12 protein-coding genes are annotated in these 13,889 nt (G+C 55.7%); 5 read left to right on the forward strand and 7 right to left on the reverse strand.

The genetic code is table 11. From position 1 onward, the window contains the following. Nucleotides 1-1,312 (reverse strand): glycerol-3-phosphate dehydrogenase/oxidase (locus RTM06_RS10070; protein WP_312181852.1); only part of this gene is annotated, 1,312 nt, incomplete at its 3' end. 322 nt (nt 1,313-1,634) lie between these two features. Between RTM06_RS10070 and RTM06_RS10075 the strand changes: the two genes are divergently transcribed. From RTM06_RS10075 to RTM06_RS10085, 3 genes are all read left to right on the forward strand, one after another. Beyond that, entirely contained in the window at nt 1,635-2,147 is a 513-nt protein-coding gene (locus RTM06_RS10075; RefSeq protein ID WP_312181853.1) for an AAA family ATPase, read from the forward strand. A 178-nt stretch (nt 2,148-2,325) separates the two neighbouring features. Continuing rightward, entirely contained in the window at nt 2,326-3,588 is a 1,263-nt protein-coding gene (locus RTM06_RS10080) for a DUF1479 domain-containing protein (RefSeq protein WP_312181855.1), read from the forward strand. Between the two features lie 42 nt (nt 3,589-3,630). Next, complete coding sequence (locus RTM06_RS10085; RefSeq protein WP_312181857.1) at nt 3,631-4,371, forward strand: DNA-binding transcriptional regulator YciT; 741 nt, start codon at nt 3,631-3,633, stop codon at nt 4,369-4,371. Between the two features lie 13 nt (nt 4,372-4,384). Here RTM06_RS10085 and RTM06_RS10090 read toward each other — a convergent pair whose 3' ends face one another. The 6 genes from RTM06_RS10090 to RTM06_RS10115 form a co-directional block, all read right to left on the reverse strand. Further along, nucleotides 4,385-5,632, reverse strand: a complete 1,248-nt coding sequence (locus RTM06_RS10090; protein ID WP_312181859.1) for a HipA domain-containing protein — start codon at nt 5,630-5,632, stop codon at nt 4,385-4,387. Next, nucleotides 5,622-5,981, reverse strand: coding sequence for a helix-turn-helix domain-containing protein (locus tag RTM06_RS10095; RefSeq protein WP_256696469.1), 360 nt, complete (start codon nt 5,979-5,981; stop codon nt 5,622-5,624). Before RTM06_RS10095 ends, RTM06_RS10090 begins: the two co-directional genes overlap by 11 nt. A 154-nt stretch (nt 5,982-6,135) precedes the next feature. Continuing rightward, a complete protein-coding gene (locus RTM06_RS10100; protein WP_256696468.1) occupies nt 6,136-7,089 on the reverse strand; it encodes a sugar-binding transcriptional regulator in 954 nt (317 codons plus the stop codon). 146 nt (nt 7,090-7,235) lie between these two features. Further along, entirely contained in the window at nt 7,236-8,174 is a 939-nt protein-coding gene (locus RTM06_RS10105) for a TIM barrel protein (RefSeq protein ID WP_312181862.1), read from the reverse strand. A gap of 10 nt (nt 8,175-8,184) precedes the next feature. Continuing rightward, nucleotides 8,185-9,711, reverse strand: a complete 1,527-nt coding sequence (locus RTM06_RS10110; protein WP_312181864.1) for a glycerol-3-phosphate dehydrogenase — start codon at nt 9,709-9,711, stop codon at nt 8,185-8,187. 10 nt (nt 9,712-9,721) lie between these two features. Beyond that, on the reverse strand, nt 9,722-11,269 hold the full coding sequence (locus RTM06_RS10115; protein ID WP_312181866.1) for an FGGY-family carbohydrate kinase: 1,548 nt from the start codon (nt 11,267-11,269) through the stop codon (nt 9,722-9,724). A gap of 423 nt (nt 11,270-11,692) precedes the next feature. Here RTM06_RS10115 and RTM06_RS10120 point away from each other — a divergent pair, with 423 nt between their 5' ends. Both RTM06_RS10120 and RTM06_RS10125 read left to right on the forward strand, forming a co-directional pair. Further along, a complete protein-coding gene (locus RTM06_RS10120) occupies nt 11,693-12,346 on the forward strand; it encodes a DUF2291 domain-containing protein (protein WP_256696464.1) in 654 nt (217 codons plus the stop codon). Further along, nucleotides 12,343-13,881 carry a sugar ABC transporter ATP-binding protein gene (locus tag RTM06_RS10125; protein ID WP_312181868.1) on the forward strand — a complete coding sequence of 513 codons (1,539 nt, stop codon included), beginning with the start codon at nt 12,343-12,345 and terminating at the stop codon, nt 13,879-13,881. Before RTM06_RS10120 ends, RTM06_RS10125 begins: the two co-directional genes overlap by 4 nt. The last annotated feature ends 8 nt before the right edge of the window (nt 13,882-13,889 follow it).

Genomic DNA, 13,889 nt, shown 5'->3' on the forward strand with positions numbered 1-13,889 from the left:
GGAAGTCACGCCCACCGCCAATCGGCACATCACCGGTTGATAACTGACGTTTTTCGCCGAGCAGACGCAGCACGCGATCCGCCGCTTCTTCACCGAACTGACGGAAGGTGGTCCATTTGCCACCGACTAAACAGAGCGTGCTCCAGGCGCGATTCGCGTCAGCCGGCAACACCACTAACGAGTGATTACGTGAGATTTGGCCATTAAGTTTGGCGTCGCTGGCGGGCAGCGGACGCACGCCACAGAAGGTATACACGATGGCGGAATCCGGCACCGCGATGTGCGGAAAGACGAAACGCAGTGACTCAAGGATGTAATCCTTTTCCTCCTCTTCGCACACCACCGCATCGGGATCATCCACGCGGATATCGGTGGAACCCACCAGCACCTTGCCGAACCACGGGAACATGATGCAGACGCGGCCTTCCTGGTTTTCGAAATAGACCATTTCGCCATCCAGCATATGCAGCAATTCGGGGTGATTGAGGATCAGGTGCGATCCTTTGGTGCCGCCAATCAGCCTTGGCAGATCGCGGCTGGCGGTGATGCGTTGGTTAAGCTGGTCGATCCATGCGCCACCGGCATTGACCAGCACATGCGGTTGCAGGCTAAAACGCTCGCCGCTTAACGCATCCTGCAAAATAACGGTTTCGCCCTCGGCGCTGACCAGCTGCAGATAATTTAGCGCCAGCGCCTCTGGACAGGCTTTTTCGGCATCATCAATCAATTCAAATCCCAGCCGTTCCGGCGCGCTGATCCACGCATCGTAATAGCTGGCGCTGTATTTCACCCAGGGCGCGAATCCCGGCCAGCGATCGCGCGTGGCGGCCTCATTGCGCACCTGATGCTTCGGCATCGATCCATATTGGCGGGTGTAGATGTCATACAGGCTGAGCCCGGTTTTAATCAGCAACGCACCACGTCGTGTCGGTTTATCGCTCAGGCGCAGAAAACGGCGGGTTGCATTGACTAAGCCGCCAGCGAGATTATCGATCGGCACCGTGGTGCGTAAGGGGAAGACATAGTGTGAGGCATTTTTCAGCAGACGGTCGCGCTCGGTGACCGACTCTTTGACCAGCGTGAACTCGCCGGTTTCCAGATACCGCAAACCGCCATGAATCATGCGCGACAGCGCACCGCTGGCGGCCTGGCACCAGTCGCCTTTTTCCACAAGAATCGCCGGAATGCCCTGCAACGCCAGTTCGCGAAATGTACTGATGCCGTTGATGCCGCCGCCGACAATCAACACCGGTGTCGACGACCGCAGGCGCAGAGCGCTCAGGCGTTGCTCGCGGGTTTTGATGTTATCCATGAGATGCTCCAGATCCAGTACGCCAGGATGAGATCGTAGTCGCTGGAGCCGTGCTGGAGGACGAAAGGTGAAGGAATTGTTAATGGAAGGATTAAGAGTTGAGAGGCCGGTCACTTAACTGGTCTTAGGGAGACTGACGAATGTGTATTAAGCGAAGGCGTCAGCGGCTTTAGGATAAATATGTATGCAGGCACGCAATAATGTGCCAATCCTTTGTAGGGTCGCCATTTATGGTGACCGAAAGGCGCTAACTGACGAGCCTTAAGTAAGATTAAATGAGGTTAACTTCACTCATATTTATTTCATTTCAAGGAGAGGGTTGATGCTCATCACTTTTAGCGGATTACCCGGCACCGGCAAAAGCACCATTGCGCGGTTATTGGCGCAGCAGCTCGGCGCGGTGTATTTACGCGTCGATACTATCGAACAGGCGCTGCGATCGGGTGAAGAGAGCGAGAAAGCCATCGGGCCGGAAGGCTATTTCGTCATCTACGGGTTGGCGCGCGACAATTTGCTGCTTGGTTCCACCGTTATTACCGACTCGGTTAACGACCTGCAACTGATCCGCAATGCTTATCGCGATATCGCTTTGTTAAGCGGCTCGCCGCTGCTGGAAGTCGAAGTGATCTGTTCCGATCGTAACAAACATCGCTTTCGCGTCGAAAATCGCGCTTCAGATATTAAAGGCTTGAAGCTGCCGGCTTGGCAGGCGGTTGAACAGCGCGAATATCAAGCCTGGGAACGCGATCATCTGCAGCTTGATAGCGCAATGCTCTCGGCGCAGCAGTGCGTGGATGCCATTCTGCAAGCGTTACCGAAAACGTCAAAATCCTGATCGTTGAGTGGTGGCGTTCAACTCGTCGCCACTTTCACCTGAAAGCTATTTTTCATTCTTAATGTGATCAACTTCCGGATTCGGCGGTTGTGGCATTGTTTATTGCTGCGCATTTGTTATGAATGAAGTGTAATTTAGTTTCGAATGAAATACGCAAGTTAATGAATCGGAGCATGTCATGAATAATACTTTCACTTCATTGCAACAACCTGATGATTTTAAACAAAACGTTCGTCTGATGAAAAGCGTGCTGAGAGAGCAGATCGGAGATGTCGAAGGTCTGTTTGAACAAGTCAGAAGCAAAATCGTCAGCGAAATTGCCGCCGCTCGTGCGGAAGAGGCGCAAAACGGCACCGCGTGGCCGCAGGTCAGCCAGCAGGATATTGCGGCGGGACGCATCAGTGATGAGGTGAAGGATCATATCCGTCGACGCGGTTGTGTGGTGGTGAAGCAAACTTTCCCACGCGAACAGGCGCTGGCGTGGGATGAGTCGATGCTCACGTACCTCGATGACAACGATTTCGACAATGTCTATAAAGGGCCGGGCGATAACTTCTTCGGCAACCTTGATGCGTCCCGTCCGGAAATCTACCCGATTTACTGGAGCGATGCGCAGATGTCAGCGCGCCAAAGCGATGCCATGGCCCAAACGCAATCATTCCTCAATCGCTTATGGACCTTTGAGTCACGCGGCACACGCTGGTTTGAACCTGACGTCAGCATTATATATCCCGATCGCATTCGTCGCCGCTTGCCGGGCACCACCTCCAAAGGTCTCGGCGCGCACACCGATTCAGGCGCGCTGGAGCGTTGGTTATTGCCGGCCTATCAGCAGGTGTTCAGCAAAATATTCACCAACCAGTTTGATCAATACGATTCCTGGGATGCGGCGCATCGCACAGAAGTGAATGAGTATCAATCGGGCACCACCACCAAGTGCTCGGTATTCCGGACTTTTCAGGGCTGGACTGCGCTGTCGGATATGCAGATTGGTCAGGGCTTGCTGCATGTGGTGCCGGTGCCGGAAGCGATGGCCTATTTGTTGCTGCGTCCGTTGTTGAAAGATGTGCCGGAAGATGAGTTGTGCGGCGTTGCGCCGGGCAAGGTGCTACCGGTATCGGCGCAGTGGCATCCGGAACTGATTGAAGGCTTGTGTTCGATTCCCGCGCTGCAGGCCGGTGATTCGGTATGGTGGCACTGCGATGTGATCCATTCGGTCGCGCCAGTAGAGGATCAGCAAGGCTGGGGTAATGTGATGTACATTCCCGCCGCGCCGCTGTGCGAGAAAAATGCCGCCTACGCGACCAAAGTGGCGCAAGCGCTGGCCACCGGTGCATCGCCGAGTGATTTCCCGCAGGAGGATTACGAATCGCAGTGGCGAGATCGCTTCACCCTTGAGGCGCTCAATGTTAACGGTCGCCGCAGTCTGGGATTGGGTTAAATTTCTGGTAAGCTTGGCAAAAATTTCACAGTAGCGGGTGTTATGAACGCACGTCATCAGCAGATTATCCAATTGGTTAGCGAGCGCGGCAGCGTCAGCGTTAATGAGCTGGCGCACACCACCGGCGTCTCGGAAGTGACCGTGCGTCAGGATCTCAATCTCCTCGAGAAAGGCGGCTTTCTGCGCCGCGTGCACGGTTCCGCCGTGGCGCCAGAAAGTGATGACGTCGGCGCGCGTATGCAAACCCGCTTCGCGGTGAAAAAGCGTCTGGCCGAACACGCGGCGTCGCTGGTGAACAGCGGTGAAACGGTGTTTATCGAAGGCGGCAGCACCAACGCCTTGCTGGCGCGTGAACTGAGTGAACGCAATGACATCACAATCATTACCGTGAGCCATTACATCGCCGGATTACTGCGTGAAAAGGGCGGCGATGTGATCATCCTCGGCGGCCTGTTCCAGAAAAGCAGTGAATCGGTGGTGGGGCCGCTGACGCGTTTGTGTATTCAGCACCTCAATTTCCACAAGGCGTTCATCGGCATTGATGGCTGGGATGTCGTCACCGGCTTTACCGGCCGCGATATGTTGCGCTGTGACGTGGTCAACGCCATCATGGAAAAACCCACGCACACCATCGCGTTGACGGATTCCTCAAAGTTTGGCCAGATTCATCCGTTTGCGCTGGCACCGCTTCAGCCGTTTAAGCAGCTGATCACCGATGCCGAACTGGAGGCGAGCTATCTAAAAACGCTGCGTGAGATGGGCGTGGAAGTAAGTGTGGTTTAATTTACGCGATCAGTTATTCAAGTGAAAAAGGATTGATGAATTGCCTGTTCCACAGACTTTCCCGATCCACCTGGCTCAATTCGGCTTCATCACAAACATGATGCCAATAGGTTTCGATAGCCGTTTTTAACATCATGAAATGCGTATGCGCGTCAGTGCGGCTCAAAGCAAAGTGGTGAGCTGCATCCAGGCAGCTGCTCATGCGACTTAAATTATTGTTGCCGCTTATCAGCATCGCCTGCGAGGCTTCGTTGCCAGCGCGGCCCTGCGGGCAAATATCATAAGCAGGCGTAAGACTGAAGCTTTTACCATCCCAGAATGCAGCATGATTGCGGGCATGGTCATCGGTATTGCCGCAGAGAATATTGAAGCAAAGCCGTTTATACAGTTCCAGCAAAGTCTCTTTGGGCGACGCAAATCGCTGTCGAATAATTTCAGCGAGTGTTTCGTAACTGGCATAGCGCGCCAGCATATCGTCGAGTTCAAACAAGGTCAGCGCCGAAAGCATTACTTTTCGTGTCCATCCATCGGCTTTTTGTTCGCGGTCGAAACGCTCAATCATGATCACATCGCGTCCGGCTGCTTTGACTAACTTGACCGGAGCGACATGCAAACCTGCCAACTGCGCCAATCGCATCGCCAGGAATTCGCCTTTCACCATATTCCAGATATCTGCATTAGCAGAGAACTTAGCGATGTATTTTTTTCCCTCGACTTCGATCAGTGCTTTGGGCCGCGCGCCACCGATCGACGTCCCATGGAAAAGCGCCTGATCCAATTCAGGTGTTAACGGCACGCCTTTTTCGACCCGATCAGCAGACTCAAGTAATTCAGGAAGGGTGACATTCGCAGCCGATCGCGGAATGTACTCTGTTGCGGAGTGCTGGAAATCCAGCGCACCAATGCGATCTGAACCGGACTCGATGAGATACGTTAGCTCATCAAGTATTCCGGTATCGACGTTGGCACCTTTCCGTCCCATTCGACGGTTAATAATGACACGTCGTCCCCAGGCATCAGGCGCGCTATCACGAATACAGCCCGCAATCTTTAATCCATTCAGCGGCGGTATAACGCCAGTCTGCAGAGGAAGTTCATTGGGATTGAGCGGAATGCGGTTTTCTCGCTGCAGATAACTACGACCATAGTTGAAAAGCAGCGTATCGCCTTCAGCCTCAAGCCTGCCCGCCACCACTGGCGATATCTCACCTGGCAGCCATATCCATACGTAAGCGTCTCTAAGACGCGCTTCAGAAGTCATCCTTCACCTTCCTGCTGCTCTTTATTTTGCTGGTGTGTTTAGGTAACAGCTTTAGCTTTTCCTCAACACGATTTCGATGGCTGACCAATGAGGGCAAACTCACCTCTGTATCAAACAGGGGAATGCCCAGGATGGCCGCAATCTCGAAATAACTGCCAATCTGACATTTCACATCGCCTTGCTCAATACGATGTAAAGTCCCACGCGAAATGCCGGCTCTTTCAGCCAACTCGGATACCGGAATTTGCTTCTCGATACGTTCAGCACGAATCAAGGAAGCCAATAAGGCAATCGCTTCCTGCGCATAACGTGAGGTAGGTGAAGTGAAAGAGGTCATCATCTGTTCCATGCATGGTACCAATAAGGGTTATATGTACTCTATGTGGAACATTTTAAACATAAGCGTATGTTTACTCCAATGCTGCATGCTGGCGTTGATGCTCTCTATATAGTACCAATAAGCATCATTGGTACTATATAGAGAACATCTTACTATTCTTTTTTTAACCCACCAATTCCTGCGCCGTCAATTCATCCGTGATCAAACCGGTCACCAGACCGCTGGCCAGCACGGCGCGGATCGCTGCAACTTTACTGGCGCCGCCCGCCAGGGCGACAATCTCTGCGCGATGCGAAAGATCGAGATCCACCGACAAGGTGCGTGCCGTCAGGTTGGTGTGAATCATCTGCCCGTTGGCATCGAAGAAGTGGCCCAGCAGTTCGCCGACCGCTCCGGATGAGGAGATATCATTGATCTCCGCTTCATCAATCATGCCGGCTTCAACCAACTGAGCGGCGGGTTCCACGGTGCCAATGCCCACCAGTTTGACTTCACTCTGCGCCGCCATGGCAAACACCTCGCTCACGCCACGCTGCGCCAGCAACACTTCACGATCTTCCTGAGTATTCGCAAAGAAAGGCACCGGCATCATGTAAGCCTGCGCACCGGTTTTCTCGGCGATGCGATGCATGACGTCGTGGGGATTGAGCGCGTAGTTGCGGGTTAAACAGCCGAGCAGCGAGACAAAGCGCATGTGCGGCGCATCGATACGCGGTAATTGGTGGATGGCGGCGGAAAGGGTGCGGCCGTGTCCCAGACCTAGCGTGGTAGAAGGCGACGCGGTGAGCAGATTACGCAGATAATCCGCGCCCGCCATGCCCAGCGCACGTACCGGCAAACCTTCTTCACCAAGGTCAGGCGCGACATGACAGAAGTTAAGCGCGAATTTCGCCCGCAGCCGATCTTCTAACGCAACGCAGGCGACAATATCGCCATCGATAGACACCTTCACCGCGCCTTCCGCCACCATGCGCGCAATCATGCGGTGCGTTTTCACCGATGGCAGCCCGAGTCGTTTCGCCACTTCCGCCTGCGTCAAACCGCCGACGTAATGCAGCCAGGCGGCGCGCAGCGCCAGAGATTCGTCGCGTTCAGTCGAGGTTGGTGCCGGTTTCATGAGTTGTCCTTTGGTTTAAATTGTGCACTTTGGCCCTCATCCCAACCTTCTGCCGCAGGCGGGAGAAGAAGCCGATCGCGCAGCCTGCGCGGACAGTTCCCTCGCCCGCTTGCGGGAGAGGGTTAGGGTGAGGGGAAATGCGCACCTCACTCCGCCAAATGCAGATCCTGCACGCCGGTATCAATATGTCCGGCCCAGAAGGCGACGCTTTCGGCGATCTCGGCTACCACCTTGCTGTCGGTTGGCTCGCGCTCTTTGAAACTCAGTTCAAGGCAGATCTCATTATCCTGCGCGCCGCCGCGCACCAGCGCGTCCAGCAGCGGCTGCGGCTGAATGCGGCCGCCGGCATTGTACTGCAATGTAAAAGGTCTGTGTCCGCCTTTATCCAGCATGCTCTGTTTAATATGGATAATCGGAGAATAACGCGGCACCGCTTCGGCCCACGCGTAGGGATCGTAATCGCGCGGATCGGCGGAGGTAACATCACCGTGATCGATATCCGCCATCATCCACATCGGCAGCGCCATCGAGGCTTCGCTCAAACGCTGCTGCAGCGCTAAACAGGCCGGAATGGTTTCACCAAACTCGCGGCCCACACTCATCGGTTCCCAAAACAGGTATGTCAATCCGGCGGCTTTGGCGTGTTCGGCAACGTCGGCCCAGCAATCAATGGCGATATCGATAAGCGCTTCGCGGCGCGCAACATCGTTGAAATCCTGCTGAGTAAAGATGGCGAACTGCGATCCCACCGAATCGCCACCCAGTTCGGCGGTGATATCGGCGAAGGTTTTAAACCAGTCCACGTAATAGCGGCGCACTTCAACATCAGGATGGCCAAAATGGTTGAGGCGTCCATACGGCCCGGTCATGCCGGAGGTCACGCGCACGCCGGTGGTGCGCAGCGCCTGCTGCATGCGGCGCGTCATGCGCGTGATGGTCGCAGCGGGCCAGCCGGGATTGATGAATTCATGGGTGAGCTGCACATCACGAATGCGGATCTGCTGCGCCACGGTGTGAATCAAATCCTGCGGTTCGGCAAAGCGATTCACCAGCGGATTGGTATTCAGTGACAGTGTTAACGGCATGATTCACCTCTTATCCGGCATGCGCACGCAGCGGTACGGGAGCAGCAAAGGTGGCGTTGAACCACTGAGTGAAAGCCTGTTGCTGAGCCTCATCGAGGTGCAATTTATGCTTGGTGCGACGCCACAACACATCTTCAGCCTGCTGCGCCCACTCGTTTTCCACCAAATAACGCACCTCAGCTTCATACAGTTGCCCACCAAAGTGACGGCCAAGTTCGCCCAACGCATTGGCGTGACCGATCAACTTATCGATACGCGTGCCATACAGCCGCGCATAGTGTTTGCGCAGCGGCTGCGGCAGCCACGGCCAGCGCGCTTTAACCTGCTCTAAGAAGCTGTCGAAATCGGCGTGCGGCATATCGCCGCCCGGTAAGGTGGCGCCTCGCGTCCAGTCCGCGCCCATGCTGGGGAAGAACGGTGCCAGCTTCTGAATGGCGTGTTCAGCCAGCTTGCGGAAGGTGGTGATCTTGCCGCCAAACACATGCAGCAGCGGGGCGTTTTGCTGGTCGTCGAGGTCAAACACGTAATCACGCGTCACCGCCGATGGATTGCCTTTGCCGTCATCAAACAGCGGGCGCACGCCGGAAAAACGCGTGATCACATCGCTGGCGCGCAGTTTCACCTTGAAGTAGCGATTCACCACGTCGATCAGATATTGCTGTTCGCTGTCGTCGGCGGTGACCGCTTCCGCTTTGCCTTGCCACGGAATATCGGTGGTGCCGATCAGCGCTTTATCGCCTTCATACGGATTGATAAAAATCACCCGCTTGTCGGTGTTCTGCACCAGATACGCCTGCTGGCCTTCCCAGAATTTCGGCACGATGATGTGCGAGCCTTTGACCAGCCGCACGTTGCGACTGCTTTTGGTGTGCGTCACCTGATTAACGATATCCAGCACCCACGGCCCGGCGGCGTTGACCAGCACTTTGGCAAACACGGTGCGCGAGGTACCGTTGACATCCTGCAGGGTGATTTCCCATTTGCCGTTGTGACGTGTTGCCGCCACGCAGCGGGTGCGCGGCAGAATGGTAGCGCCACGCTCGGCGGCATCCAGCGCATTCAGCGTCACCAGCCGCGCATCATCCACCCAGCAATCGGAGTATTCGAATCCTTTGCTGTAGCTGTCCAGCAGCGGCGCACCTTCGGGATCGCGGCGTAAATCCAGCGAACGCGTACCCGGCAGTTTCTGACGGCCGCCAAGGTGGTCATAAAGAAACAGGCCAAGGCGTACCAGCCACGCCGGGCGATCGGTGGGGCTATGCGGCAAGACAAATCGCATCGGCCAGATGATATGCGGTGCGGCGTTGAGCAGCACTTCGCGTTCGATCAGCGCCTCACGCACCAGTCGAAACTCGTAATACTCCAGATAACGTAACCCGCCGTGCACCAGCTTGCCGGAGCGCGATGAGGTGCCCTGCGCGAGGTCATCTTTCTCACACATCATCACCGACAAGCCGCGACCGGCGGCGTCACGCGCGATACCCGCACCGTTAATACCGCCGCCAATCACAAACAGATCCAGCATGTGTTCACTCATGATTTACTCCTTAAAACTGTTTTAGCGCGTGCCAGGCGGCAGGAAGATCGTTACGCATCTGCTGATAGGTGGGGAACAGCTGGTTGTAGCGCTGCGTCAGTTCGCTGGCCGGTGCTTCGGGCGCATCCAGCAGCGGCATCACCCAGGTTTTGACGCAGCTCTCCATCGACGGATAAGCGCCAATCGCCACCGCCGCCATCATCGCGGCACCGGCCGCACCGGCTTCATCGCGCTGGCTGATGCGCACCGGCGCCCCAATGCAGGCCGACAAAATCTGGCGTAACGGTTGCGAACGCACCGCGCCGCCGGTTAACCGGATTTCCCCCGGCAAACTGCCCATCGCCTGATAGCAATCGCGCGCGGCAAAACCGATGCCTTCGATCACCGCCCGCACCAGATCGCCAAAGTTGTGGGTGTAACTCAGGCCGGTAAAGCTGGCGCGCGCCTCGGCATTAACAAACGGTCCGCGCTCACCGGCAATCGAGATATAGGGGTGATAGAGCAGGCTGCCGGGTTTCGCCGCGTTGAGCCAGCGATCGATATGTCCCACCAAACGGGCATGATCGATTTCGCAACCAAAGCTGTTAAGCAGATCGCTGGCGAGATTCAGTAGCCAGTCGAGATTGAGCGTCGATGCCATATTGGTTTGCACCTGGGTGACATAGCCCGGCCACGGCAGCGGAATCACGTAGCCGGTTTGCGCCGGATTGAGCCACACCTCATCGATGGTGACGCTGCGTAGATGCACGCCGGTCGATCCAACAATTGAGCAAGCGGTGTTGGCTTCACCGGTATGCACGCCTGCGCCAAGCGCGGTCATCGCCATATCGACATAGCCGAGGCAGATTGGCGTGCCGGCCCGTAAACCGGTGGCCAGCGCGGCTTCAGCGGTTAACGGATGCGTGGTTTGCGTGCCTTCAATAATTTCCGGTAGCAGATGACGACGCTGTTCCAGCCCCAGCGCGGCAATCACCTGATCGTCATAACGCTGGTGGCGGAAGTTGCCAAAGGTAAAGCTCGCCTCGGAAGGATCGGTGGCGCGAATACCGGTGAGATTGAGGTAAAGCCAATCCTTGCAGTGCAGCGCTACTTCGCTGTGGGCTAACAGTTCGGGGTAGAAGTGATCCATGTGCGCCAGCTGCGATCCCTGCTGACAGGTATTGAGTCCGGTGCCGGTCGCGCTAAAGCGTGCGGCAGCTAACGGATGCTGATTGAGTTTTTCAACCGTTGGTGCCGCGCGCGCATCCAGCCAGATCCACGCATCGCCGACCGGCTGATTGTGGGCACCCACCAGCCAGCTGCCGTCGCCCTGGGCGGTGACGGCCACCGCAACAACCCGCGCGGCGAGGTTGTCGACGCGCTCGCCCAGTTTGCGTATCGCCGTGACTGCATCCTGCCAGGTTTGGCTCATTGACTGCTGCGCCGCGCCGCCTTCGCTGCGGTAATAACGGTTACGCACCGATGCGCATGCCAGTTGCGTGCCTTCCAGATCAAACGCCACCGCTTTAACCACCGAGGTGCCGGAATCCAGACCCAGAATGATATCGCCACTGTCCACATACACCTCCGAAAGAAGAAGAGTTCAATTCATCGCCGCCAACACCGAAAGGTGTTAACGGGCTGTGATGAATTTGCTAAATAATGTCTTACACCACTTCTCACTGAGATAACATATAAACTGTATTATTTTTCGATAAAACCAATAAATTTCACCTGAAATAGCGATTTCGATCACGAATCAGGCGTCAAAACCTTACAAGTAGAAATGAGATAACACGGCGAAAAGACTGATAAGGCGGGGTTTATTGAGCTTTGTGATGGGGTCCACATCAATTAAGCGATCCAGATCGATCTCCTGAAAAAATTGCGCGTCACCTGTTGACAATTTAGTCACATCAGCACAATTCTCATCACACAAGTTATCACATTTATAACATTATCGGCGCGATTATCGCAGCTGATGTCAGTGAGAGGTCACGTTATGTCCGATGTCTCAATCCAGGCCCAGCAAATTTCCCGCAAGCGCGTGCGGCGCTACGCCACCCTCGGCGTGGTGGTGATTGCGCTGATCGCGGCGATGGCGCTCGACACCAAGGTGGTAAAAATGGGTTCCGCCGAAGATGCGCAGGAGCAAGGCTTCTCGCCCGAGAGTTACGGCCAGAAAACCTTCCCGAGCATACAGCAGGATGTGGCATCACGCGCAGTAGACGCCAAAACGTTAGCCGATGCGCTGCAAACCAATCAGCAGGAAGCAGTACAGAAGTATGGCGTTGGCGCGCCGCTGCCGGTGTTTGCCGTTAAATTCTCAGGCGTGGTGCAAGCGGGGCAGATGGGCATCTTCCCGCTGAAAATCGACGGATTACCGGCAGATATGCAGGTGCGGCTGCAAACCGGTCCGGCGATTACCGGCACCGATCTGCGTGACGCCAACGGTAAGATTCAGTTCGGCGATTTCACTAACCAAATCGAGTATCAAAATGCCGGTTCGGCGATCAATCGTGCGATGAAAAGCGCGGTGCTCGACAAGCTGGACCGCGATGCATTGCCGGGTAAAACCGTGCAGGTGGTTGGCGTGTTCCGCTTACTCAACGCGAAAAACTGGATGGTGACGCCGGTCAGCATGGAGGTGAAATGAAACCGTTCAACCTCAATCCCGCCTTGCTGAAAGGCGAAGTGATCCTGCAGGCGCGCAACGTCAGCAAAATGTATGGCTCCACGCACGCGCTGAAGGGCGTCAATTTCGAAATTCGTCGTGGCGAAGTGACCACGCTGTTTGGTGAAAACGGCGCGGGTAAATCGACGCTGATGAAAATTTTGTCTGGCGTGATTACGCCAACAACCGGGGAAATCTTATTAAACGGCGAGGAGAAGACCTTTCGATCCGCCACCGAAGCGCGTGACTGCGGCATCTCGATTATCCATCAGGAGTTGAATCTCGCGCCAAATATGAACGTGCGCGACAACATCTTTATGGGCCGCGAAATCATGAAGCCGGGCGGCGTCGATTATGCCGAAGAGGCGCGCGTGACGACGCACCTGATGGCAGCGCTGGAGGAGGAGATTGATCCGCTAACGCCAGTGGAAAATCTGCGTCTGGGCCAACAGCAGATTGTAGAGATTGCGCGCGCGCTGTCGGTCAATTCGCAGATTCTGATCATGGATGAACCCACCTCTGCACTCAGCGCAGCAGAAGTGGCGGTGCTGTTCCAGGTGATCCGCGATTTAACCAGTCAGGGCGTGGCGATTGTCTATATCTCGCATCATCTCGAAGAGGCGCTGGAGATTACCGATCGTGCGGTGGTGCTGCGCGATGGCGTGATGACCGCCTATGCCAAACGCGAAGAGATCGATCTTGAATGGATCGTGCGCAACATGGTCGGCGATCACTTTGATCTGGGATCGCCGCCGCAGGGCTACGACTTCGGGCTGCCGGCGCTGACGGTGAAAGATCTGACGCTGAAAAGTAAAACCGGCATTCGGCTGGTGGACAACTTATCGCTGGCGGTGCAAGCCGGCGAGATCGTCTGCATTTACGGGCTGATGGGCGCGGGGCGCACCGAGTTGCTGGAGTGCATCGCCGGACGTCTGCATCAAAGCAGCGGCCATATTCTGTTGCAGGACACCGATATCTCCGCGCTGAACATTTCACAACGCATTCAAATCGGGCTGGCGCTGGTGCCGGAAGATCGGCAGCGCGATGGCCTGGTACAAACTATGTCGGTGGGGGAAAACCTGTCGCTGGCCAGCATCGGCGACTTTGTGCGCGGGCTGGTGCTCTCCAGAAGCCGTGAAAAACAGCTGGTCAACGACAGCATTCGCAACGTGACGGTGAAAACCGCCGGTGGCGACGCGGCGATTGGCTCGCTCTCCGGTGGCAATCAGCAAAAAGTGGTGATCGGCAAAATGCTCGCCACCCGTCCCAAAGTGATTCTGCTGGATGAGCCGAGTCGTGGCATCGATATCGGTGCCAAAGCGGAAGTGTTTCGCCTGCTGGCGGAGAACGCCAAAAAGGGGCTGGCGGTGGTGTATACCACCTCGGAAGTGGGCGAATGCCTGAGTATTGCGCATCGCATTGTGGTGATGAGCAAAGGGCGCATCTCCGCCATCTTCGACGCAAGCGTCAGTAAAGAACGCATTATGGCCGCTTCAGGCGAGTCTCTGGTGGCATGACATGAAAA

This window comes from Pantoea sp. CTOTU46764, assembly GCF_031974595.1.
Classification (GTDB): domain Bacteria; phylum Pseudomonadota; class Gammaproteobacteria; order Enterobacterales; family Enterobacteriaceae; genus Pantoea; species Pantoea trifolii.

What these genes read in the sequence shown, in the direction of transcription:
- RTM06_RS10085 (WP_312181857.1), top strand. Translation starts at nt 3,631, where the DNA reads ATGAACGCACGTCATCAGCAGATTATCCAATTGGTTAGCGAGCGCGGC.
- RTM06_RS10080 (WP_312181855.1), top strand. Translation starts at nt 2,326, where the DNA reads ATGAATAATACTTTCACTTCATTGCAACAACCTGATGATTTTAAACAA.
- RTM06_RS10095 (WP_256696469.1), bottom strand. Translation starts at nt 5,981, where the DNA reads ATGGAACAGATGATGACCTCTTTCACTTCACCTACCTCACGTTATGCG.
- RTM06_RS10100 (WP_256696468.1), bottom strand. Translation starts at nt 7,089, where the DNA reads ATGAAACCGGCACCAACCTCGACTGAACGCGACGAATCTCTGGCGCTG.
- RTM06_RS10105 (WP_312181862.1), bottom strand. Translation starts at nt 8,174, where the DNA reads ATGCCGTTAACACTGTCACTGAATACCAATCCGCTGGTGAATCGCTTT.
- RTM06_RS10090 (WP_312181859.1), bottom strand. Translation starts at nt 5,632, where the DNA reads ATGACTTCTGAAGCGCGTCTTAGAGACGCTTACGTATGGATATGGCTG.
- RTM06_RS10125 (WP_312181868.1), top strand. Translation starts at nt 12,343, where the DNA reads ATGAAACCGTTCAACCTCAATCCCGCCTTGCTGAAAGGCGAAGTGATC.
- RTM06_RS10075 (WP_312181853.1), top strand. Translation starts at nt 1,635, where the DNA reads ATGCTCATCACTTTTAGCGGATTACCCGGCACCGGCAAAAGCACCATT.
- RTM06_RS10120 (WP_256696464.1), top strand. Translation starts at nt 11,693, where the DNA reads ATGTCCGATGTCTCAATCCAGGCCCAGCAAATTTCCCGCAAGCGCGTG.
- RTM06_RS10110 (WP_312181864.1), bottom strand. Translation starts at nt 9,711, where the DNA reads ATGAGTGAACACATGCTGGATCTGTTTGTGATTGGCGGCGGTATTAAC.